Here is a 20,284-nt window from a genome sequence, read left to right as displayed (position 1 = left end):
GACCTACGCCGTGACCGGGGTCAGCGGGCGTAGTACTCGACGACGAGCTGCTCGTCGCAGATGACCGGAACTTCCTTGCGGTTCGGCTCGCGGTCCAGGCGGAACGCCAGGGCCTTGAGGTTCACCTGGAGGTAGCGCGGGGTCTCGCCCTCGGGGGCGAAGCCGCCCTCACGGGCGATCTGGAAGAGCGTCTTGTCCTTGGAGCGGTCGCGGACCTGCACGACGTCGTCCGGGCGGACGCGGAAGGACGGCTTGTCGACCTTCTGGCCGTTGACCTGGATGTGGCCGTGGACGACCATCTGGCGGGCCTGGTAGATCGTGCGGGCGATGCCCGAACGCAGGACCAGCGCGTCGAGGCGGCGCTCCAGCTCCACGATCAGGGCCTCGCCGGTCTTGCCCTGGACCTTGGACGCACGCTCGTAGGCGCGGACCAGCTGGCGCTCGGAGATGTCGTACTGAGCGCGCAGGCGCTGCTTCTCGAGCAGACGGACCTTGTAGTCCGAGTTCTGCTTGCGGCCGCGGCCGTGCTCACCCGGCGGGTAGGGGCGGGCCTCGAAGTACTTGACGGCCTTCGGGGTCAGCGCGATACCGAGGGCACGCGACTTCTTGACCTTGGGGCGGGACTGGTTCGCCACTGTCTTTCGTCTCTTTCGTAGTGTTCGGCTCGTCAGTGTTCAGGGAGGTCGCATCCGCAGCCGGGAAAACCCGCCGGGTCCGCAGGGGACCTGCCGGGCAGCCGCTTCCCTGGTCTGGGCACATACGTGCAGCACGCGAGTGGCCCACCGACCGTTCCCGGGGCTCCGGGTGGTGGTGGGCTGCCCGCGACACCGTTCGACGGTGCGCGACGCTCCTGGAGCCGGTCCGCGCGGGACCGGGCCTCCGGCTGGTTGTCCCGCTCTGACAGCACGGGACTCAGCACTTCGGAGCAGTCTACAGGGTGCTCAGGACCGCCTGCGACCGAGGCGCTTGCGGGTCCACTCCACGGCGTCCGCGTAGCGGGCCTCGGCTCCGTGCCGGCTCGGCGTGTAGTACTCGCGGTCCTTCAGGGCGTCCGGTGCGTACTGCTGCTCGGCGATGCCCTCGGGCAGGTCGTGCGGGTACACGTACCCCTGGGCGTGGCCCAGCTTGGCCGCGCCCTTGTAGTGCCCGTCGCGCAGATGCGGCGGCACCGGGCCGGCCAGGCCCGCCCGTACGTCCTCCAGGGCGGCGCCGATCGCGGTCGTCGCGGCGTTGGACTTGGGGGCGAGGGCCAGGGCGATCGTGGCGTGGCTGAGGGTGAGCGCGGCCTCCGGGAAGCCGATCATGGCGACGGCCTGGGCGGCGGCCACGGCGATGGGCAGGGCGTTCGGGTCGGCGAGGCCGATGTCCTCGCTGGCGGAGATCATCAGGCGGCGGGCGATGAACCGGGGGTCCTCGCCGGCCTCGATCATGCGGGCCAGGTAGTGCAGGGCCGCGTCCACGTCGGAGCCGCGGATGGACTTGATGAGCGCGCTGGCGACGTCGTAGTGCTGGTCGCCGTCGCGGTCGTACTTCACGGCGGCCCGGTCGACCGTCTGCTCCAGCGTCCGCAGGCCGATCTCGCTCTCGCCCTGGTCCAGGGCGGCCCCGGCGGCGGCCTCCAGCGCGGTCAGGGCGCGGCGGGCGTCGCCGCCGGCGATGCGGAGCAGATGCTCCTCGGTGTCCGCGGGGAGGGCGACGGCGTCCTTGAGGCCGCGTTCGTCGCTCAGCGCGCGGCGGAGCAGCGAGCGGATGTCGTCGTCGGTGAGCGGTTCGAGCGTGAGCAGGAGGGAGCGGGACAGCAGCGGGGAGATCACCGAGAAGTACGGGTTCTCCGTGGTGGCCGCGATCAGGGTCACCCAGCGGTTCTCCACGGCCGGGAGCAGGGAGTCCTGCTGGGCCTTGCTGAAGCGGTGGATCTCGTCCAGGAAGAGGACGGTCTCCTTGCCGAAGGCGCCGGTGGCACGGCGGGCGCCGTCGATGACCGCGCGGACCTCCTTGACGCCCGCGGTGATCGCGGACAGCTCCACGAACCGCTTGTTCGTCGCCTTGGAGACGACGTAGGCCAGGGTGGTCTTGCCGGTGCCGGGCGGGCCCCACAGGATCACCGAGGACGGGCCGGCGGGACCGCCGTTGCCCTCGCCGACCAGCCGGCGCAGCGGGGAGCCGGGCCCGAGCAGATGCTGCTGGCCCACGACCTCGTCGAGCGTGCGCGGGCGCATGCGCACCGCCAGGGGGCTGGCTGCCGGATCCTTCTCCTGGCGTTCTTCTGCTGCTGCGGTGAAGAGGTCGGGTTCCACGCTGAAACCCTAGAACACCGCACTGACAATCCGGCCGGGACCGTCAGCTGGTCCAGAAGTCCCACCAGCGGGTGAGGACCAGCATGCCGATGACGCCGACGTGCACGACCGGCAGCACCCAGGTGAACTCGCCGAAGAAGGACTTCAGCCAGCGCGGGGACGGCAGGAAGTCGTTGCGGACGTTGAACGAGGTGACGTACCAGAACATGGTGATCGTGGCGACCCAGGCCAGCGAGCACCACAGGCACAGCGCGTTGATCCGGTACAGGGACTGGAACTGCAGCCAGGTGCAGAACGCCACCCCGAAGAGCGTGCCGAAGTTGAAGGTCAGCCAGTACCAGCGCGGGAACCGGGCGCGGGCCAGCAGGCTCATGCCGACGCAGATGACGATGCCGTAGGCGACCAGGCCGAGCATCGGGTTGGGGAAGCCGAAGGCGGCGGCCTGCTTGCTCTCCATGACGCTGCCGCAGGAGACGACGGGGTTGAGGCTGCACCCGGGGGTGAACGTCTTGCCGGCGACCTTGGCTTCCAGCAGCTTGAACTTGTCGATCGTGATGACCCAGGCGGCCAGCAGTCCGGCCGCGCCGGTGATCACCAGCAGGATGGCGAAGGCGCGGCTGCCGCCCACCGCGCGCGGGGCGTCGGCGGCGCGCTCCGGGCCGGGCTCCGTGGAGACGTCTTTGACTGTCGTCTTGCTCATCACGCCGATTCCGTCACTCGAGACTGGGACCATCTTCGGGCACGGGTCATTGTGCCGCACACGCCTGTGTGCGCACCGTTCGCTCCGCATAAGGATGTACGTGCGACGGGTACCGCCTGTTCGGTTCCGGACAGGCCGGCCGCGTCGGGGGCCCGTACGACGAAGGCGCCGGACGGCCCCCTCGGGGAGGGTGTCCGGCGCCCACGCGCGCGTGTGCCGCTAGCCGAGCCGCGCTTCCAGCTCCGCCACGATCTCGTTCACGCCGATCGCCGCCTGCTCGCCGGACTCCATGTCCTTGAGCTGGACGACGCCCTCGGCGAGGTCGCGCTCACCGGCGACGATCGCGTAGCGGGCGCCCGAGCGGTTGGCGTTCTTCATGGCGCCCTTCAGGCCCTTGCCGCCGTACGCGAAGTCCGCCGCGATGCCCACCTTGCGCAACTCGGTGATCTTGGCGAACAGCACCCGGCGGGCCTCCTCGCCGAGCGGGACGGCGTAGACGCTGGTCGACGCCGGGACGTCCGGTTCCACGCCCTCGGCCTCCAGCGCGAGCACCGTGCGGTCGACCCCGAGGGCCCACCCGACGGACGGCAGCGCGGGGCCGCCGATCATCTCGGACAGGCCGTCGTACCGGCCGCCGCCGCCCACCGCGGACTGCGAGCCGAGACCGTCGTGCACGAACTCGAAGGTGGTGCGGGTGTAGTAGTCCAGGCCGCGCACGAGCTTCGGGTCGTCCTCGAAGGAGACGCCCGCGGCGGTGATCAGCTCACGGACCTCCTCGTGGTACGCCTTGCACGCGTCGCACAGGTAGTCGCGCAGCAGCGGGGCGCCGGTCAGCTGCTTCTGGACCGACTCGCGCTTGTCGTCGAGGACCCGGAGCGGGTTGATGTCGACGCGGCGGCGCGTGTCCTCGTCCAGGTCCAGGCCGCGCAGGAACTCCTGCAGCGCCGTCCGGTACACCGGGCGGCACTCCTTGTCGCCCAGGCTGTTCAGCAGGATGCGGAAGTTCCTCAGGCCGAGCGAGCGGTAGGCCTGGTCGGCCAGGATGATCAGCTCGGCGTCCAGCGCCGGGTCCTCGGCTCCGATCGCCTCGGCACCGACCTGGGAGAAGTGCCGGTAACGGCCCTTCTGGGGGCGCTCGTAGCGGTAGTAGGAGCCGGAGTACCAGAGCTTGACCGGGAGGTTGCCCGACTTGTGCAGGTTGGCCTCCAGGGCCGCGCGCAGCACGGACGCGGTGCCCTCGGGGCGCAGCGCGAGCCTGTCGCCGCCCTTGGTCTCGAAGGCGTACATCTCCTTGGTCACGATGTCGGTGGACTCGCCGACACCGCGCGCGAAGAGCTCGACGTTCTCGAAGCCGGGGGTCTCGATGTAGCCGTAGCCGGAGTGGCGCAGCGGAGCGGCGATCGCCTCACGGACCGCCAGGTACTTCGCCGAGTCCGGCGGGATCAGGTCGTACGTGCCCTTGGGGGCCTTGAAGGTGCTCACGGAAGGTCTCTCGTCACATTCCTCGTCGGGGAGCCTCGGCGGCGCCGCGCTCCTGGCGGCCCGCGGCCACCTCCCGCAGATAGGGGTTGGTGGCGCGCTCCTGGCCGATGGTCGTCTGGGGGCCGTGGCCGGACAGCACCACGGTGGAGTCGTCGAGCGGCAGGCACACGCGCGCCAGCGACTCGAGCATGTCCGCCATGGATCCGCCCGGCAGATCGGTGCGTCCGATGGAGCCGGCGAACAGCAGATCCCCGGAGAAGAACACCGACGGGATGTCGGCGGTCTCGGGCATCCGGAAGGTCACCGACCCCTTGGTATGGCCCGGCGCGTGCGCGACGGAGAACTCCAGGCCCGCCAGTTGGAAGGTGGTGCCGTTCGTCAGCTCCCTGACGTCGTCCGGCTCCCCCACGGTCAGCTCGCCCATCAGCGGCATGCCGATGGAGCGGCCGAGCGCCTTCTCGGGGTCGCTCAGCATGTAGCGGTCCTCGGGGTGGATCCAGGCCGGGACGTCGTGGGCCCCGCACACGGGGACGACCGAGGCGACATGGTCGATGTGGCCGTGGGTGAGGACGACGGCGACGGGCTTGAGCCGATGCTTCTTCAGTGCTTCCTCGACGCCTTCGGCGGCCTGGTGGCCGGGGTCGATGATCACGCACTCCTCACCGGCGGCGGGGGCGACGAGATAACAGTTCGTCCCCCAGGCCCCGGCGGGGAACCCGGCAATGAGCACGATCGTCCTTCGTTGTGTCGATTACAGGCGGCTTCCGCTGCAGTCAGAGCCTACCGGCGCTGCCGTTTCCTCAGCGAACCCATATACGGTACGGGGCTACACGCAGCGGTCGGATCACGAGGACGCACGCGTACCGCCCGACACACGACACGCATGAGGAGAGAACCCGGTGGTCAGCCAGGAGCAGCGGCGGCGTCAGCTCGCCCGGGAGAAGTTCTTGCGGCAGCAGCAGCGGCGCACCCAGGCGCGGCGCAAGGCCCGCCTGCGCAACTCCGTGATCGCGTCGGTCCTGGGCGTGGTCGTGATCGGCAGCGTCGCGCTGTACACGACCGGGGTGCTGAAGGACGACGGCGGCAAGAAGGAGAACGCGAGCGCCGAGGTCACCCCGAGCGCGACGCCGACCAGCAAGGCTCCGGACCCGTGCCGGAAGCCGGCGCCCGGCAAGGCGGAGAAGCTGAGCTGGAAGAAGGAGCCGGCGATGACGATCGACACGTCGGCGAAGTACACGCTGAAGCTCGCGACGACGTGCGGTGACATCGGCATCGCGCTGAAGACGTCGGCGGCCCCGCACACGGTGAACTCGTTCGACTTCCTCGCGGGCAAGGGCTACTTCGACCACACCAAGTGCCACCGCCTGACCACCCAGGGCATCTACGTCCTGCAGTGCGGCGACCCGCAGGGCACCGGCATGGGCGGTCCGGGCTACACGCTCCCGGACGAGAACCTCAAGGACAAGAGCCTGAAGAACAACACCTACCCGGCGGGCACGGTGGCGATGGCCAACACCGGCCAGAAGCACACCGGCGGCAGCCAGTTCTTCCTCGTCTACAAGGACAGCCCGCTGCCGCCCAGTTACACCCCCTTCGGCACGATCGACGCGGCGGGCATGAAGGTGCTCGACAAGATCGCCGCGGCCGGCGAGAGCACGGGCGCCGGCGACGGTGCGCCGAACGCGACGGTCGTGATCGACAAGGCGACCGTCACCAAGTCCTGAGGCCGGCCGTCGTCAAGTCCTGAGGTCAACGGGGGCCGGGAACGGCCGACTGCCGAATTTCGGTCGCGCTGGATGCGGACAGGCAACCCGCTGGTCGCCTATGTTGGCCGTGACGAAACTGTGGACGATGCCCGGGGGTGCTGAGGCCCCCCGCAGGCATCATGTGGAGGAGGCGCTGTGAGCAGCGACCCGTGGGGCCGCGTCGACGAGACGGGGACCGTGTACGTGCGTACGGCCGACGGCGAGAAGGTCGTCGGTTCCTGGCAGGCCGGCTCCCCCGAGGAGGCGCTGGCCTACTTCGAGCGCAAGTACGAGGGCCTGGTTGTCGAGATCGGCCTCCTCGAAAAGCGAGTGCGGACCACCGACCTGTCGGCGAAGGACGCCCAGGCCGCCATCGACCACCTGCGCGAGCAGGTGGACGCGCACCACGCGGTCGGCGACCTGGACGCGCTGCGGGTGCGGCTGGACAAGCTGGTCGAGACCGTCGAGGCGCGCCGCGAGGAGCGCAAGCAGCAGCGGGCCCGCCAGTCCGACGAGGCCCGCAAGGCCAAGGAGGACCTGGTCGCCGAGGCCGAGCAGCTGGCGCAGTCCGACCAGTGGCGGGCCGCCGGAGAGCGGCTGCGGGCGCTGGTGGACACCTGGAAGGGGCTGCCGCGCCTGGACCGCAAGTCCGACGACGAGCTGTGGCACCGCTTCTCGCACGCGCGGTCGGCGTTCTCCAAGCGCCGCAAGGCGCACTTCGCGCAGCTGGACGCGCAGCGCGAGGAGGCCCGCCGGACCAAGGAGCGGCTGGTCGCCGAGGCCGAGGCGCTGTCGGACTCGACGGACTGGGGTCCTACGGCCGCCCGGTACCGCGAGCTGATGGCGGAGTGGAAGGCCGCGGGCCGCGCCCAGCGCGAGCACGAGGACGACCTGTGGAACCGCTTCCGCGGCGCCCAGGACGTCTTCTTCGCCGCCCGCAGCTCGGTCTTCGCCGAGCGGGACGCCGAGCAGTCGGAGAACCTCAAGCTCAAGGAGGAGCTGGCCGAGGAGGCCGAGAAGCTCCTGCCGATCAGCGACCTGAAGGCCGCGCGGGCCGCCTTCCGCTCGATCAACGAGCGCTGGGAGGCCATCGGTCACGTCCCGCGGGACGCGCGGCCGAAGGTCGAGGGCCGGATGCACGCCGTCGAGCGGGCGATCCAGGAGGCCGAGGAGGCCGAGTGGCGCCGGACGAACCCGGAGGCACGCGCGCGTGCCGAGGGTCTGACCGGTCAGCTCCAGGCCGCCGTGGACAAGCTGAGGGCGCAGATCGAGCAGGCGCGCGCCCAGGGCAACACCGCCAAGGCCGACAAGCTGGAGAAGGAGCTGGAGGGCCGCCAGGCGCTCCTGGACCAGGCTCTGAAGGGCCTGCAGGAGTTCGGCGGCTGATCTCCCCGTCACGCACCGCGAAGGGCCCCGTACGAGCGTACGGGGCCCTTTCCTTGTGCGGGGTGCGCGCGGAGCCCCGCTACGAGCGGCTGCGGCCCGACGTCACGCGGTAGACGTCGTACACGCCCTCCACGCCCCGGACGGCCTTGAGGACGTGGCCGAGGTGCTTCGGGTCGCCCATCTCGAAGGTGAAGCGGGAGGTGGCCACGCGGTCGCGGGACGTCTGGACGGCCGCCGACAGGATGTTGACGTGCTGGTCGGACAGGACCCGGGTCACGTCGGAGAGCAGCCGGGAGCGGTCCAGCGCCTCGACCTGGATGGCGACCAGGAACACCGAGGACTGGGTGGGCGCCCACTCGACGTCCAGGATGCGCTCCGGCTCACGGGACAGGGAGTCGACGTTGACGCAGTCGCTGCGGTGAACCGATACGCCGCTGCCGCGCGTGACGAAACCGATGATCGGGTCGCCGGGCACCGGCGTGCAGCAGCGGGCCAGCTTGACCCACACGTCCTCGACGCCCTTGACGACGACGCCCGGATCGGCGCTGGAGCGGCGCTTGCGGCCCCGGGTGCGGGACGGCGGGACCGTCTCGTCGATCTCCTCGGTGGCCGCCTCCTCGCCGCCGAGGGCCTGGACGAGCTTCTGCACGATGTTCTGCGCGGAGACGTGGCCCTCGCCGATCGCCGCGTACAGCGCGGAGATGTCCGAGTAGCGCATCTCGTGCGCGAGCGTGACGAGCGAGTCGCCGGTGAGGATCCGCTGGATCGGCAGGTTCTGCTTGCGCATGGCCCGCACGATGGCGTCCTTGCCCTGCTCGATCGCCTCGTCCCGGCGCTCCTTGGAGAACCAGGCACGGATCTTGTTGCGCGCCCGGGGCGACTTGACGAAGCCGAGCCAGTCCCGGGACGGGCCGGCGCCGGGCGCCTTGGAGGTGAAGACCTCCACCAGGTCGCCGTTGTCCAGGGTCGACTCGAGGGGGACGAGCCGCCCGTTGACGCGCGCCCCTATGGTGCGGTGGCCGACCTCGGTGTGGACGGCGTACGCGAAGTCCACCGGGGTGGCACCCGCCGGCAGCGCGATGACGTCGCCCTTGGGGGTGAAGACGAAGACCTCGTTGCGGGACAGGTCGAAGCGCAGGGACTCCAGGAACTCGCTGGGGTCCTCGGTCTCCTTCTGCCAGTCCAGCAACTGCCGCAGCCACGCCATGTCGTTGATGGCGGCCGCGTCCTTGCCGGCCTTGCCGGAAGGCTTCGGCGCGTCGGTGCGGATCTTGGAGGCGCCCGCGACGGCCTCCTGCTTGTACTTCCAGTGCGCGGCGATGCCGTACTCGGCGCGGCGGTGCATGTCGAAGGTGCGGATCTGCAGCTCGACCGGCTTGCCGTTGGGCCCGATGACCGTCGTGTGCAACGACTGGTACATGTTGAACTTGGGCATGGCGATGTAGTCCTTGAACCGGCCGGGGACCGGGTTCCATCGCGCGTGCACCGTGCCGAGGGCGGCGTAGCAGTCGCGGACCGTGTCGACGAGGACGCGGATGCCCACCAGGTCGTAGATCTCCGCGAAGTCGCGGCCTCGTACGATCATCTTCTGGTAGACGCTGTAGTAGTGCTTCGGGCGGCCCGTGACGGTCGCCTTGATGCGGGCGGCGCGCAGGTCGGCCTGCACCTCGTCGGTCACTATGGCCAGGTACTCGTCACGCTTCGGCGCCCGCTCGGCCACCAGCCGTACGATCTCGTCGTACATCTTGGGGTAGAGGATCGCGAACGCGAGGTCCTCCAGCTCCCACTTGATGGTGTTCATGCCGAGGCGGTGGGCGAGCGGCGCGTAGATCTCCAGCGTCTCGCGCGCCTTCTTCTCCTGCTTCTCGCGCTTGAGGTAGCGCATGGTGCGCATGTTGTGCAGGCGGTCGGCGAGCTTGATGACCAGGACGCGGGGGTCCTTGGCCATGGCGACGACCATCTTGCGCACGGTCTCGGCCTGCGCGGCCTCGCCGAACTTGACCTTGTCCAGCTTGGTGACGCCGTCGACGAGCAGGGCCACCACGTCGCCGAAGTCGCGGCGCAGGTCCTCCAGGCCGTACTCGGTGTCCTCGACGGTGTCGTGCAGCAGCCCGGCCATCAGGGTGGCCGGGTCCATGCCCAGCTCGGCGAGGATGGTCGTGACGGCGAGCGGGTGCGTGATGTACGGGTCGCCGCTCTTGCGCTTCTGGCCGCGGTGCCAGCGCTCGGCGACCTGGTAGGCGCGCTCGATCTGGCGCAGCGTGGAGTTCTCGATCTTGGGGTCGTTGCTGCGCACTATCCGCAGCAGCGGCTCCAGGACCGGGTTGTACGGGTTCGCGCGCTGGACACCGAGGCGGGCGAGGCGGGCCCGGACGCGGTTGGAGGATCCGGTGCGGGTGGGCGGCGTGGCCGGCTGGCGGACCACGGGCGGCTGCGCCGGGCGCTCGGGAGAGGGTGGTCCCCCGGCGCGGGCGGAGCCGAGCGTGGGAGACGGCTTGGGGCGCGACGACTCGGCGCTCTTCTCGACCGGCGCCGCCTGGGCGTGCTCGACCGTCCCGCGGGTGTCGTTCTTCACGTGGGAAGCGTTCGGCGCGGGCTTCGCCGCGGGCGCCGAGGCGGGCTCGGGCTTGGCGGCGGTCAGTGGCTGGGCCTCGTCTGGCAAGAGGGCTCCTCGTGCGCGATCCGGGTCCCCCGGTCAGGCTCCGGAAACCCCATGGTAGCGATCCTGCGCCCACTCATCGCCTGGAGGCGGCTGTGAGGACCGTCTATCCGTGCAACGCGGGGGGCCGCCGGGGGATTCCGGCAGGTGACCTCGGGGGGTTCTCCGGGTGTGCGGCGCGTGTCCGTACGGCGACGGCGCCGCGGTGAGCGGATGTCCGTACGGCGACGGCCGCCCCGGTGCTGTCCGGGGCGGCCGTCGCGCTGTGCGGATCTGCCGGTGCTGGTCGGGCGGGCCCGAGCCGGCCGGAACCGCTCGGTCAGACCTGGAGGAGGGCCGTCAGCGGGGCTCCGCCGAGGGCCGGTTCCAGGCGGGACCGGCCGTCCAGGAAGCCCAGCTCCATCAGGACCGCGAGGCCGGAGACCTCGGCGCCCGCGCGGTGGATGAGCTGGATCGCGGCCTCCGCGGTGCCGCCGGTGGCCAGCACGTCGTCCACGATCAGGACCCGGTCGCCGGTGACCAGGTCCTCCGCGTGGACCTCGATCTCCGCCGAGCCGTACTCCAGGTCGTACGCCTGGCGCAGGGTGGCCCCGGGCAGCTTGCCCGCCTTGCGTACGGGGATGAAGCCGAGGCCGGCGCGGACGGCGACCGGGGCGCCCAGGATGAAGCCCCGGGCCTCCAGGCCGACGACCTTGGTCGCGCCGGTGCCGGCGGCGATCGCGGCCAGCTCGTCGGTGAGCGCGGTGAAGGCCGCAGGGTCGGCCAGGAGCGGGGTGATGTCCTTGAACATCACCCCGGGCTCCGGGTAGTCGGCGACGTCGCGGATGCGGCTGAGCAGCAGCTCCTGGATGCCGGTCATCGGCGCTTCCCCGAGGTACGGCCGCGGCCCCGGCCACGGGGGGCGGACTGGTTGCGCGGGCCCACCACGGCGGGAGCGGCGTCGGTGTCGTCACCGGTCTCGGCAGCCCGGGCCTGGGCGGCGGGGCCCTCCTCCGCGCCGGCCTGGGCGCGCTTGGCCAGGACCCGCTTGGTGAGCGCCCTCATCGCGGGCTCGCGCTCCTTGAGGTCCGCGACGAGCGGCGTGGCGATGAAGATCGACGAGTAGGCACCGGCCGCGAGGCCGACGAACAGCGACAGGGAGATGTCGTTGAGCGTGCCCGCGCCGAGGAACCCGCCGCCGATGAAGAGCAGACCGGCGACCGGCAGCAGGGCGACGACCGTGGTGTTGATGGAACGGACCAGGGTGCCGTTGATCGACCGGTTGGCGATCTCGCTGTAGGTGAACCGGGTCTGCTTGGTGATGTCCTTCGTCTGCTCCTTGAGGCTGTCGAAGACGACGACCGTGTCGTAGAGCGAGTAACCGAGGATGGTCAGCAGACCGATGACCGTGCCGGGCGTGACCTCGAAGCCGACGAGGGCGTAGATGCCGGTCGTGATGGTGATGTCGTGGATCAGGGCGACCAGCGCCGCGACGGCCATGCGCCACTCGAAGGCGATCGCCAGGTAGATCACGACGAGGACCATGAAGATCGCCAGGCCCTCCCAGGCCTTGTTGGCGATCTGCTCGCCCCAGCTCGGGCCGACCAGGTCGGCGGCGAGCTTCTCGGGGTCGAGGTTCAGGTCCTTGGCCAGCTCCTGCTTGATCCGGTCGGACTGGTCGGTGTCGATGCCGGCGATCTGGATGCGCAGGCTGCCGTTGCCCAGCTTCTGCACGATCGCCTCGTGACCGGAGGCCTCCTTGGCGTACTCCTCCGCCTGCCCCACCGACGTGCTCATGCTCGTGGGCGTCGTGAAGACCGCGCCGCCCTGGAACTCGATGCCCATGTTCAGGCCGCGCACCGCCAGGCCGACGATGGCCGTGATGGTGATCAGGATCGAGACGCCGTACCAGATCTTGCGCTTGCCGACGAAGTCGTAAGAGATCTCGCCGCGGTGCAGTCGAGCGCCGAGGTTGCCGAGTTTCGACATCGCTCACGCCTCCTTCGGGTCGACAGGGCCGGCGACGGGACCGGCGGGACGGCGGGTGCGGCGCAGCGGCGGCTTGGCACCCAGGCTCTTCGGGTCGAGTCCGGACCACTTGTGGCCGTTCGCGAAGAACTTGCGGCGGGCCAGGAGCGTCATCAGCGGCTTGGTGAAGAGGAAGACGACGACCACGTCGAGCAGCGTGGTCAGGCCCAGGGTGAAGGCGAAGCCCTGCACCTTGCCGACCGTGACGATGAACAGCACCGCGGCGGCGAGGAACGACACGAAGTCGGAGACCAGGATGGTGCGCCGGGCGCGCGGCCAGGCCCGCTCGACGGCGGGGCGCAGCGTGCGGCCCTCGCGGATCTCGTCCCGGATGCGTTCGAAGTACACGATGAACGAGTCCGCGGTGATGCCGATGGCGACGATCGCGCCGCAGACGGCGGGCAGGTTCAGCGCGAAGCCGATGGCCGGGCCGAGCAGCGACATGATCACGTAGGTGAGGATCGCGGAGACGACCAGGGACGCCATGGCCACGACGGACAGGCCGCGGTAGTAGACCACCAGGTAGATCACGACCAGCGCGAGACCGATCGCGCCGGCGAGCAGACCGGCGTGCAGCTGCTCACCGCCGAGCGCGGCGGTGACGGTGGTGACGGACTGCTCCTGGAAGGACAGCGGCAGGGCGCCGTACGACAGCATGTTGGCGAGGCTCTGCGCCTCCTCCTGCTTGAAGCTGCCGGAGATCTCCGCCTGGCCGCCGGTGATGGCCGAGCTGACGTACGGGCTGGAGACGACCTCGCCGTCGAGGACGATGCCGAACTCGTTCTGCGGGGGCTGGTTCTTGGCGAGCTCGCCGGTGATGTCGGCGAACTTCTTGGCACCGCTGCCCGTGAAGGTCATCTGGACCTGCCAGCCGGCGGCGCCCTGGGTGTCGAAGACCGCCTGGGCCTTCTTCACCTCGGTGCCGTCCACGGCGGCGGGGCCGAGCAGGTACTTGTACCAGGCCTTGTCGATCTGACCGCAGGCCACGGTGCTCTCACCCGGCTTGGCGTTCTTGCCGGCGTTGGCGCGGTCGGTGGCCTTGCCGCAGTCCAGGGCCGCGTACTGGGCCTGGAGCTTGGAGTCCGCGTTCGTGCCGCCGCTGGGGGTGGCCGAGGGGGTGGCCGACGGCTTGCCGCTGCCGGAGGCGGAAGCGCTCGGCGAGGGGGTGGAGTCGGCCTTCAGCGCGTCGGTGACGGCGCGGCCCTGGGAGGTCGCCGTGGCCGAGGGGGACCCGGAGCCGGAGGAGGAGGCCTTCTGCGGCGAGGACGCACTGGACGACGGGCTCGTGCTCGGCTTCGGCGAGGAGCCGCCGCTGGAGGACGCGCTCGGCGAGGGGCTCTGCGCGGCGGCACCGCTGGGCTCGCTGGCCAGGACCGGCCGGAAGTACAGCTTTGCGGTGGTGCCGACCTGCTCCTGCGCCTCCTTGGAGTTGGTGCCCTTGGGGATGTTGACGATGATGTTGTCGTTCCCCTGGGTCTGCACCTCCGCCTCGGAGACACCCAGGCCGTTGACACGGCGGTTCATGATGTCGACCGCGGTGTCCATGTTGGCCTTGTTGATCGCGGACCCCTGGTCGGCCTTCGCCTTGAGCGTGATGCTCGTACCACCGGCGAGGTCGATACCGAGACGCGGAGTGGTGTGCCCGGAGAGGAACATCCCTCCGGTGAGCGCCACGATGGCGATCAGGATGAGGGCCAGCGAGCGCCCTGGCTTGCTCTGGGCGCTCGCGCTTCGGCCCCTCTTAGGTGCTGCCACCTTCTCGTACTCCCTCTCGGGCCGCCCCGCGCCCCGTCGGCGCGGTCGGCCATGACATGGTGTCGGGCTCCCGTGCGGGAAACAGACGCGCCCGGGATGCGCGGGGCGTCATCATGCCGCCGTCGCGCCTCCCGGGGCGTGACTACTTCGCGTCGGAGTCGCCGTCGGACTTCTTCGGCTCGTCCTCCGCCTTGGCCTCGGCGGCACCGGCCGCGTCGGCGTCCTCGGCGGCGTCCTTCTTCCCGAGGTCGATCTTGTCGTCGGAGGCGGCGGCAGCGGCGGCGGATCCGTCGGTCTCGTCGGTCTCGGTGAGGGAGGAGGCGTCGTCCGGGACCAGGCCGGCGTCGGACTTGAGGTCGTGCTCGACGCCGTGGACGATGCGGTTGTACTCGTCGTCGGTGAGGACGGCGCCGATGGCGTTCTTGGCGAAGAGGAGCTCGACGCCCGGTCCGGCGTCGAGGAGGACCGTGTCCTCGTTGACCTCCTTGACCGTCGCGTACATACCCCCGATCGTGCGGACACCGGAGCCGGGCTGCATCTCGTTCCGCATCTGGGCGGCCTGCTGCTGCTTCTTCTTGGCCGAACGCGTCATCAGGAACATCGCCGCGATGAGCACGATGAACGGGAGAAGGGTATAGGCATTCACGGGACGGAATTTCCTTCGCGCGACCGCGCGGGTGAGCGGCCAGTTGGATGGGGGTGTGGTCGGCGCCGCCCGCAAGGGCGGCATCGGCGGAGTCTAAGCGAGTCCGCTCGCATGGAACAACGCTCAGCATGGCACCTGGGTTCCTGCCCGTGCCATTGCCCTCGCCGGGCGGTGACCATCACGCCCCGAACAGGTCCTGTTGTCCGTTTCCCGCACCGGACGAGCGCGGTGGCGTGAGGCCGAGATGCGACCATGCCGCGGGCGTGGCGACCCGGCCGCGCGGGGTGCGGGCGAGCAGGCCCTCCCGTACCAGGAACGGTTCGGCGACCTCCTCGACGGTCTCCCGCTCCTCCCCCACCGCGACGGCGAGCGTGGACAGGCCGACCGGTCCGCCGCCGAACAGCTTCAGCAGGGCCTGAAGGACCGCGCGGTCGAGCCGGTCGAGGCCGCGCGCGTCGACCTCGTACACGGCGAGGGCGGCGGCCGCGATGTCGCGGGTGATCACCCCGTCGGCCTTGACCTGCGCGTAGTCACGGACCCGGCGCAGCAGGCGGTTGGCGATGCGGGGCGTGCCCCGGGAGCGGCCGGCGATCTCGGCGGCGCCGTCCGGCTCGATCTCGACGTCCAGCAGGTGCGCCGAGCGGTGGACGACGCGCTCCAGCTCGTGCGGCTCGTAGAACTCCATGTGCGCGGTGAAGCCGAAGCGGTCGCGCAGCGGCGGCGGCAGCAGGCCCGCGCGCGTGGTGGCGCCGACCAGGGTGAACGGCGGCAGCTCCAGGGGGATCGCGGTGGCGCCGGGGCCCTTGCCGACGATGACGTCGACGCGGAAGTCCTCCATCGCCATGTACAGCATCTCCTCGGCGGGCCGGGACATGCGGTGGATCTCGTCCAGGAAGAGGACCTCGCCCTCCTGGAGGGACGACAGGATCGCGGCGAGGTCGCCGGCGTGCTGGATGGCGGGGCCGGAGGTGATGCGGATGGGGGCGCCCATCTCCGCGGCGATGATCATCGACAGGGTGGTCTTGCCCAGGCCCGGCGCACCGGAGAGCAGCACATGGTCGGCGGTGGCGCCCCGCGCGCGGGCGGCCCGCAGGACGAGGTCGAGCTGTTCGCGGACCTTCTCCTGGCCGATGAACTCGCCGAGGTCCTTGGGGCGCAGGGCGGCCTCGACGGCCTGGTCCTCCCGGTCGGCGACAGAACCCACCAGCCGCTCCGCCGCCGGCCCGGCGAGCCGGTCCTCGGCGGCGCTGTCGGTCGTGTCGTCCCAGTTCACGAAGTTCTCCTAGCGGTGGCGCAGGTCAGCGGGCGCGGTTCAGGGTCTGCAGGGCTGCCTTGAGCAGCTGCCCGACCTGGGGGGTGCCGCCCGCGGCCTCGGCCTGCGGGGCGACGGCGGCGACCGCCTCGTCGGCGTCGCGGGTGGCGTAGCCCAGGCCGATCAGGGCCGCGTGCAGCTGGTCGCGCCAGCCCTGGCTGACCGGCACGCCGACGGCGGGGGCGCCCACGGGTGCGCCGAGCCGGTCCTTCAGCTCCAGCAGCAGCTTCTGGGCGCCCTTCTTGCCGATGCCGGGGACGGCGGTGAGGGCCTTCTCGTCACCGGTGGCGACCGCGCGGCGCAGCGCGTCCGGGGCGTGCACGGCGAGCATCGCCTGGGCCAGGCGCGGGCCCACACCGCTCGCGGTCTGGAGCAGTTCGAAGACCTGGCGCTCGTCGTCGTCGGCGAAGCCGTACAGGGTGAGCGAGTCCTCGCGGACGACGAGGGAGGTGTGCAGCCTGGCCGGCTGACCGATCCGGAGCGTCGACAGCGTGTTCGGGGTGCACTGGACGGCCATGCCGACACCGCCGACCTCGACGACCGCGGCGTCGGGGGCGAGCGCGGCGACCGTGCCGCTGACGAAGGCGATCATGCCGTACGGCCTTTCGTTGCGTGGACTGCGTGCCGGGCGACGGCCTGCTGGAGCCGGTTCTGGGCGGGGGCCCGCCAGATGTGGCAGATGGCCAGCGCTAGGGCGTCGGCGGCGTCGGCCGGCCTGGGCGGCGCGGCGAGCCGGAGCAGCCGGGTCACCATGGCTCCGACCTGTGCCTTGTCGGCGCGCCCGGTACCGGTGACGGCGGCCTTGACCTCGCTGGGGGTGTGCAGGGCGACGGGGATGCCGCGGCGGGCGGCGCACAGCATGGCGACGGCGCTGGCCTGGGCGGTGCCCATGACCGTGCGCACGTTGTGCTGGCTGAAGACGCGCTCCACGGCGACGAACTCGGGGCGGTGCTCGTCCATCCACTGCTCGATGCCCTGCTCGACGGCGAGCAGCCGGTGGCTGAGGTCGGCGTCCACGGGGGTCCGGACGACCCCGACGCCGAGCATGGTGAGCGGGCGGCCCGCGACCCCCTCGACGACACCGACCCCGCACCGGGTCAGGCCGGGGTCCACCCCCAGTACGCGCACGCGCCCTCCCTCCGATCACCCGGTCGCCTGTTCGTGCAGGCTATCGGGTGCCACTGACAACGCCGTACAACGCGACGGGCCGACGGGTGTGTCCCGTCGGCCCGGTCAGCCAGTGGGGGCGTTACGCGTCGACCTTCTCCATGATCTCGTCGCTCACGTCGAAGTTGGCGAAGACGTTCTGCACGTCGTCGCTGTCCTCCAGGGCGTCGATCAGCTTGAAGATCTTCTTCGCGCCCTCCTCGTCCAGTTCGACCTGCATGGTCGGGACGAAGTTGGCCTCGGCGGAGTCGTAGTCGATGCCCGCCTCCTGGAGGGCGGTGCGGACCGCGACCAGGTCGGTGGCCTCGCTGATGACCTCGAAGGTCTCGCCGAGGTCGTTGACCTCCTCGGCGCCCGCGTCCAGGACGGCCATGAGGACCTCGTCCTCGGTCAGCTCGCCCTTGGGGACGATGACGACGCCCTTGCGGTTGAACAGGTACGACACCGAGCCCGGGTCGGCCATGGAACCGCCGTTGCGGGTCATGGCGACGCGGACCTCGGAGGCGGCGCGGTTGCGGTTGTCGGTGAGGCACTCGATGAGCACCGCGACGCCGTTCGGGCCGTAGCCCTCGTACATGATCGTCTCGTAGTCGGCGCCGCCGGCCTCCAGGCCCGCGCCGCGCTTGACCGCGGAGTCGATGTTCTTGTTCGGGACCGACGACTTCTTCGCCTTCTGGATGGCGTCGTACAGCGTCGGGTTGCCCTCGGGGTCCGCGCCGCCCATCCGCGCCGCGACCTCGATGTTCTTGATGAGCTTCGCGAAGAGCTTGCCGCGCTTGGCGTCGATCACGGCCTTCTTGTGCTTCGTCGTGGCCCATTTAGAGTGGCCGGACATCTGCCTGTCTCCTTCGCGTAACCCATCCAGATACGAACGCCAGAGATCCTACAAGGACTCTCGTCCTACTCCGGTGTCCGGTGCGCGCGCACCATGTCGACGAACAGGGAGTGCACGCGGTGGTCGCCCGTCAGTTCCGGGTGGAACGACGTGGCGAGCGCGTTGCCCTGGCGTACGGCGACGATGTGGCCGTCGTGCTCGGCGAGCACCTCGGCCCCGGCGCCCACGGACTCCACCCACGGGGCGCGGATGAAGACGCCCTCCACAGGATGGCCCGGGATGCCCTTGACGTCGACCGCGGCCTCGAACGACTCGTTCTGCCGTCCGAAGGCGTTGCGGCGCACGATCATGTCGATGCCGCCGACGGTCTCCTGGCCCGAGCGCGGGTCGAGGATCTTGTCGGCGAGCATGATCATGCCCGCGCAGGTGCCGTAGACCGGCATGCCGTCGCGCACGCGCGCGCGGAGGGGTTCCATCACGCCGAACAGGATGGCCAGCTTGGAGATGGTGGTGGACTCGCCGCCGGGCAGGACGAGGCCGTCGACCTCGGCGAGTTCCTCGGGGCGCCGCACCGGCCTGGCCACGGCGTCGGCCGCGGCCAGGGCGATGAGGTGCTCCCGTACGTCGCCCTGGAGGGCCAGGACGCCTATGACGGGGGTGTTCATGGGTTCCAGTGCCTTACCAGCCGCGGTTCGCGTAGCGCTCGGTCTCGGGGAGGGTGTCGCAGTTGATGCCGACCATGGCCTCGCCGAGGTTCCGGGAGGCGTCCGCGATGATCTTCGGGTCGTCGTAGAAGGTGGTGGCCTTGACGATGGCGGCGGCGCGCTTGGCCGGGTCGCCCGACTTGAAGATGCCGGAGCCGACGAAGACGCCCTCGGCGCCGAGCTGACGCATCAGGGCGGCGTCGGCCGGGGTGGCCACGCCACCGGCGGAGAACAGCACCACGGGGAGCTTGCCCAGCTCGGCGACCTCCTTGACCAGCTCGTACGGGGCGCGCAGCTCCTTGGCGGCGGCGTACAGCTCGTGGTTGTCGAAGCCGCGCAGGCGGGCGATCTCGTTCTTGATCTGGCGCAGGTGGCGGACGGCCTCGACGACGTTGCCGGTGCCGGCCTCGCCCTTGGAGCGGATCATCGCGGCACCCTCGGCGATGCGGCGCAGGGCCTCGCCCAGGTTGGTGGCGCCGCAGACGAAGGGGGTGGTGAAGGCCCACTTGTCGGAGTGGTTGACCTCGTCGGCCGGGGTGAGCACCTCGGACTCGTCGATGTAGTCGACACCGAGGGACTGGAGAACCTGGGCCTCGACGAAGTGGCCGATGCGGGACTTGGCCATGACCGGGATCGAGACGGCGTCGATGATGCCCTCGATCATGTCCGGGTCGGACATGCGGGCCACGCCGCCGTCCTTGCGGATGTCGGCCGGGACCCGCTCCAGGGCCATGACGGCGACGGCGCCCGCGTCCTCGGCGATCTTCGCCTGCTCCGGCGTGACGACGTCCATGATCACGCCGCCCTTGAGCTGCTCGGCCATGCCGCGCTTCACGCGGGCGGTGCCGGTCTCGGGAGCCTGGTTCTCGTTGGTGGACACGGATGACCTCACTGAAAGGGAAGAGGGTTTTCTGCACCGACGAGGAAACGCGAGTGGACCAGGCCACAGCAAGGGCCAATGACAAGCCGGTGGATCCTTTTGGCTCGCCCGGCGTTCAGCCGGCCCGCTCGACCAGGGCCGCGGGCGGCTCGTCGTCCATCTCGAAGGCCAGTGGGAACGGGGCGTGGCCGGCCAGCCGGAACCAGCGGACCTTGCGGTGCTCGCGGAGTCTGCGGGCGGCCCCCACGGCGTCGTTGTGGAAACGGCGGGCCATCGGCACCCGGCGCACGGCCTCGGCGAGCTCACGGGCGGCCTCCTCGCCGCCGGGTGCCTCCCGTACGGCCTCCACCTGCGCCGGGTCCTCGAAGACCGCCCGCAGCGCCTGGGTCAGCTCGCTCTCGGCGACCTCCCGCTGCTCCTCCTCCGCCTGCCGGGCCGCGTGCGCGGCCTCGTAGAGCACGATCGAGGCGGCCGGGTCCAGCACGCCCGAGGTCGCCAGTTCCTGCGCCACGGAGGCCCGCCGCAGCAGCTGGGCGTCGAGCGCGGCCCGGGCGGCGTCCATCCGCACGTGCAGCCGGTCCAGCCGCCCGGCCGTCCAGCTGAGGTACACACCGACGGCGAGCAGCGCGACGAGGATCCAGATGAGGGTTGCGGTCACGCCGGAAGGCTATCGGCTGCGCGGACGCCCCCCACGAGCCGTCCCACGGCT

19 protein-coding genes are annotated in these 20,284 nt (G+C 70.8%); 2 read left to right on the top strand and 17 right to left on the bottom strand.

Going from position 1 to position 20,284, the window contains the following annotated elements:
* Positions 1-20: 20 nt before the first annotated feature.
* The 5 genes from rpsD to ABZV94_RS16185 all read right to left on the bottom strand — a co-directional run bounded on the left by rpsD (position 21) and on the right by ABZV94_RS16185 (position 5,209).
* Positions 21-635 (bottom strand): 30S ribosomal protein S4, encoded by a 615-nt coding sequence (gene rpsD / locus ABZV94_RS16205; protein ID WP_228618885.1) that lies wholly within the window; start codon positions 633-635, stop codon positions 21-23.
* A 306-nt stretch (positions 636-941) separates the two neighbouring features.
* Positions 942-2,297, bottom strand: coding sequence for a replication-associated recombination protein A (locus ABZV94_RS16200; RefSeq protein WP_356340913.1), 1,356 nt, complete (start codon positions 2,295-2,297; stop codon positions 942-944).
* Positions 2,298-2,340: 43 nt separating this feature from the next.
* Positions 2,341-2,997 (bottom strand): vitamin K epoxide reductase family protein, encoded by a 657-nt coding sequence (locus ABZV94_RS16195; protein WP_356340911.1) that lies wholly within the window; start codon positions 2,995-2,997, stop codon positions 2,341-2,343.
* Positions 2,998-3,216: 219 nt separating this feature from the next.
* Entirely contained in the window at positions 3,217-4,479 is a 1,263-nt protein-coding gene (gene hisS, locus ABZV94_RS16190; protein WP_356340910.1) for a histidine--tRNA ligase, read from the bottom strand.
* 13 nt (positions 4,480-4,492) lie between these two features.
* Positions 4,493-5,209: an MBL fold metallo-hydrolase gene (locus ABZV94_RS16185; RefSeq protein ID WP_356340909.1), complete on the bottom strand. Its 717-nt coding sequence runs from the start codon at positions 5,207-5,209 to the stop codon at positions 4,493-4,495.
* A gap of 169 nt (positions 5,210-5,378) precedes the next feature.
* Between ABZV94_RS16185 and ABZV94_RS16180 the strand changes: the two genes are divergently transcribed.
* Entirely contained in the window at positions 5,379-6,203 is an 825-nt protein-coding gene (locus tag ABZV94_RS16180; RefSeq protein ID WP_356340907.1) for a peptidylprolyl isomerase, read from the top strand.
* 177 nt (positions 6,204-6,380) lie between these two features.
* Positions 6,381-7,610 (top strand): DUF349 domain-containing protein, encoded by a 1,230-nt coding sequence (locus ABZV94_RS16175; RefSeq protein ID WP_356340906.1) that lies wholly within the window; start codon positions 6,381-6,383, stop codon positions 7,608-7,610.
* Between the two features lie 79 nt (positions 7,611-7,689).
* Here ABZV94_RS16175 and ABZV94_RS16170 read toward each other — a convergent pair whose 3' ends face one another.
* The 12 genes from ABZV94_RS16170 to ABZV94_RS16115 form a co-directional block, all read right to left on the bottom strand.
* Positions 7,690-10,272 carry a bifunctional (p)ppGpp synthetase/guanosine-3',5'-bis(diphosphate) 3'-pyrophosphohydrolase gene (locus ABZV94_RS16170; RefSeq protein ID WP_356340904.1) on the bottom strand — a complete coding sequence of 861 codons (2,583 nt, stop codon included), beginning with the start codon at positions 10,270-10,272 and terminating at the stop codon, positions 7,690-7,692.
* A gap of 316 nt (positions 10,273-10,588) precedes the next feature.
* Positions 10,589-11,128, bottom strand: a complete 540-nt coding sequence (locus tag ABZV94_RS16165; protein WP_356340903.1) for an adenine phosphoribosyltransferase — start codon at positions 11,126-11,128, stop codon at positions 10,589-10,591.
* Positions 11,125-12,237 (bottom strand): protein translocase subunit SecF, encoded by a 1,113-nt coding sequence (gene secF / locus ABZV94_RS16160; RefSeq protein ID WP_356340902.1) that lies wholly within the window; start codon positions 12,235-12,237, stop codon positions 11,125-11,127. The genes ABZV94_RS16165 and secF overlap by 4 nt, the downstream gene beginning before the upstream one ends.
* 3 nt (positions 12,238-12,240) lie before the next feature.
* Entirely contained in the window at positions 12,241-14,031 is a 1,791-nt protein-coding gene (gene secD, locus ABZV94_RS16155; RefSeq protein ID WP_356340900.1) for a protein translocase subunit SecD, read from the bottom strand.
* Positions 14,032-14,173: 142 nt separating this feature from the next.
* Positions 14,174-14,677 carry a preprotein translocase subunit YajC gene (gene yajC, locus ABZV94_RS16150; RefSeq protein ID WP_356340899.1) on the bottom strand — a complete coding sequence of 168 codons (504 nt, stop codon included), beginning with the start codon at positions 14,675-14,677 and terminating at the stop codon, positions 14,174-14,176.
* A gap of 178 nt (positions 14,678-14,855) precedes the next feature.
* Positions 14,856-15,950, bottom strand: a complete 1,095-nt coding sequence (gene ruvB / locus ABZV94_RS16145; protein ID WP_356340897.1) for a Holliday junction branch migration DNA helicase RuvB — start codon at positions 15,948-15,950, stop codon at positions 14,856-14,858.
* A 25-nt stretch (positions 15,951-15,975) separates the two neighbouring features.
* Positions 15,976-16,581 (bottom strand): Holliday junction branch migration protein RuvA, encoded by a 606-nt coding sequence (ruvA, locus tag ABZV94_RS16140; protein WP_356340896.1) that lies wholly within the window; start codon positions 16,579-16,581, stop codon positions 15,976-15,978.
* The gene (gene ruvC, locus ABZV94_RS16135) at positions 16,578-17,117 is read right to left on the bottom strand and encodes a crossover junction endodeoxyribonuclease RuvC (RefSeq protein WP_356340895.1); all 540 of its coding nucleotides are present in this window, start codon (positions 17,115-17,117) and stop codon (positions 16,578-16,580) included. Before ruvC ends, ruvA begins: the two co-directional genes overlap by 4 nt.
* A 121-nt stretch (positions 17,118-17,238) precedes the next feature.
* Positions 17,239-17,991 carry a YebC/PmpR family DNA-binding transcriptional regulator gene (locus ABZV94_RS16130; RefSeq protein ID WP_014671555.1) on the bottom strand — a complete coding sequence of 251 codons (753 nt, stop codon included), beginning with the start codon at positions 17,989-17,991 and terminating at the stop codon, positions 17,239-17,241.
* 65 nt (positions 17,992-18,056) lie between these two features.
* Positions 18,057-18,656: a pyridoxal 5'-phosphate synthase glutaminase subunit PdxT gene (gene pdxT, locus ABZV94_RS16125; protein ID WP_356340893.1), complete on the bottom strand. Its 600-nt coding sequence runs from the start codon at positions 18,654-18,656 to the stop codon at positions 18,057-18,059.
* Positions 18,657-18,669: 13 nt separating this feature from the next.
* Positions 18,670-19,575 (bottom strand): pyridoxal 5'-phosphate synthase lyase subunit PdxS, encoded by a 906-nt coding sequence (gene pdxS / locus ABZV94_RS16120; protein ID WP_356340891.1) that lies wholly within the window; start codon positions 19,573-19,575, stop codon positions 18,670-18,672.
* Between the two features lie 115 nt (positions 19,576-19,690).
* Positions 19,691-20,233 carry a hypothetical protein gene (locus tag ABZV94_RS16115; protein ID WP_356340890.1) on the bottom strand — a complete coding sequence of 181 codons (543 nt, stop codon included), beginning with the start codon at positions 20,231-20,233 and terminating at the stop codon, positions 19,691-19,693.
* Between the last annotated feature and the right edge of the window lie 51 nt (positions 20,234-20,284).

Origin of the sequence: Streptomyces sp. NPDC004658 (genome assembly GCF_040609555.1) — a bacterium.
Lineage (GTDB): Bacteria > Actinomycetota > Actinomycetes > Streptomycetales > Streptomycetaceae > Streptomyces.
The sequence above is the reverse complement of the archived record's forward strand: the minus strand, read 5'-3'. Positions and strand labels throughout refer to the sequence as shown.

What these genes read in the sequence shown, in the direction of transcription:
- ABZV94_RS16195 (WP_356340911.1), bottom strand. Translation starts at nt 2,997, where the DNA reads ATGAGCAAGACGACAGTCAAAGACGTCTCCACGGAGCCCGGCCCGGAG.
- ABZV94_RS16165 (WP_356340903.1), bottom strand. Translation starts at nt 11,128, where the DNA reads ATGACCGGCATCCAGGAGCTGCTGCTCAGCCGCATCCGCGACGTCGCC.
- secF (WP_356340902.1), bottom strand. Translation starts at nt 12,237, where the DNA reads ATGTCGAAACTCGGCAACCTCGGCGCTCGACTGCACCGCGGCGAGATC.
- ruvA (WP_356340896.1), bottom strand. Translation starts at nt 16,581, where the DNA reads ATGATCGCCTTCGTCAGCGGCACGGTCGCCGCGCTCGCCCCCGACGCC.
- ABZV94_RS16130 (WP_014671555.1), bottom strand. Translation starts at nt 17,991, where the DNA reads ATGTCCGGCCACTCTAAATGGGCCACGACGAAGCACAAGAAGGCCGTG.
- pdxT (WP_356340893.1), bottom strand. Translation starts at nt 18,656, where the DNA reads ATGAACACCCCCGTCATAGGCGTCCTGGCCCTCCAGGGCGACGTACGG.